General features: G+C 30.5%; 2 protein-coding genes. Both read right to left on the bottom strand.

The window, feature by feature from the left end; translation table 11 throughout:
• Positions 1-635, bottom strand: a 635-nt coding sequence (locus VLM92_RS01455) for a hypothetical protein (protein WP_325274577.1), incomplete at its 3' end; no start/stop codon positions are given.
• Between the two features lies 1 nt (position 636).
• Positions 637-1623, bottom strand: a complete 987-nt coding sequence (locus VLM92_RS01450) for an ABC transporter permease (RefSeq protein WP_325274576.1) — start codon at positions 1621-1623, stop codon at positions 637-639.
• Between the last annotated feature and the right edge of the window lie 100 nt (positions 1624-1723).

Raw genomic sequence — 1723 nt, 5'->3', positions numbered from 1 at the left:
TCAGTACCTAGAATAAATATCCTTTCCCCGACGTCTGGTTCATTACCCGAATATTTTACTTGAGCACTGTCTAGCTGATACGCTATTCCTTTTTGATAATAGGTTACTTTATTTCCCGGTTTGACACTATCGACAAAAATTACGTAATCATTATATGAGTTTTGAATTACCTCATCTTTTAGGTCCAGAAACTTATTAAATGGATTTGATGATGTACTCGGTTTTCTGATTAGACTTAATATCCTTACTGTGCTAAAAGGTGGCAAAAGCTTTGTTACATTTAAGTTTTTCTCAAAATCAGGATTTGAAGTTGAAACTATTGGAGCAAAAATAAAAAAGGACGATAAAATTATAATTACTATGTATGAAAAATTTAGTCTCCTTTGCAGGAAAACATATTTGTTCCTTTTAATGTAAATAAAAAGCGGAATTGAAATAATTAAAATTGCGGAAATAATATTATCAATAAGCGAAAAATTTAAATAACTAAGTGCAATTGAGGCATCTGCAAAAATCAATAAATATAAATATTTAAATAACAGTACAAATAAATTGTAAATTTCTGTTATCCTAACTAATAATAAAAAGATGCACAATGCAGCAGTAAATTGCCATATTTTTAATTTCAATTTCACTCTAATTTAGAATTCCCTTTATTAATCTTTTGTCAATTTTTGCTTTAAGCAGATCAGCTATAAAATTGCTCAAAATTACCAGTACTCCTGAAACGAATGTGCAACCGATAACCAGGGGATAATCGCGGGAAAATATAGCATTTATTGTCAAACGGCCCATCCCCGGTAATCCAAAAATAACTTCTGTTATTAGAGCGCCTCCAAATAATAATCCCAGCTCAACACCGGCTACGGCAATTAGAGGTCCCATTGCATTAGGTATAATATGTTTTAATAAAATTGTTCTATCATCTAAGCCGTTTGCTCTAAGGTTCATAATAAAAGGTTTATTATATGTATCTTCCAGATTATCTCTCAGATACTTATAAAAGACAGCGATTCCACCAAGAGACAAAGTAGCCAGAGGAAGAATCATATGTCTGGCATAATCAAAAAAACTTTGGAAAAATGAATAATCCGCTGAATCAAATGATCTGAGCCCGGAAGAAGGCAATATGTTCAAAGTTGCTGAAAAGATATAAATTAAAAACACACCGATTACAAATGAGGGTATGGCATAAACTACCAGACTCAATTTTGAAAACATTTTATCAATAAAACCATTTACCTTTTGAAAAGAAATGATCGCTAGCAAAAATCCTAAGCCAATTTGAATTGCAAAACTTACAAGTGAAAAAATGAGTGTGAATCTGAGATAATCTATAATTACAGATAATACGGGCATTCTGTAGCTGTAAGAAATCCCGAAATCTCCTTTACATAAATTTACTATAAACGCTTCATATTGAACTAAAATTGAACTATTTAGATTAAATGAATCTCTAACGTGAGCAATCAGTTGTGGGCTTAGTTCAGGTGAAATAAATTTATCAGAAGGATCGCCTGGAGAAACTCTTAAAAGAATAAAAATAACAGTTATTAATAAAAACAGAACCACTAAAGATGAAACTATTCGCTTTAATAAAATTTTAAGCGTTTCATTTTTCATAAACTTTTTTTAACCAACTTATTATATTGATAAACGTTATGCGCATATCTAATTATTAATCAACTCATTCATTTCCCAGTTACATTATTGGAAGTTATTA

Origin of the sequence: Romboutsia sp. (assembly GCF_035470145.1) — a bacterium.
In the GTDB taxonomy this organism is placed as follows: Bacteria; Bacillota; Clostridia; order Peptostreptococcales; family Peptostreptococcaceae; genus Romboutsia_D.
The sequence above is the reverse complement of the archived record's forward strand: the minus strand, read 5'-3'. Positions and strand labels throughout refer to the sequence as shown.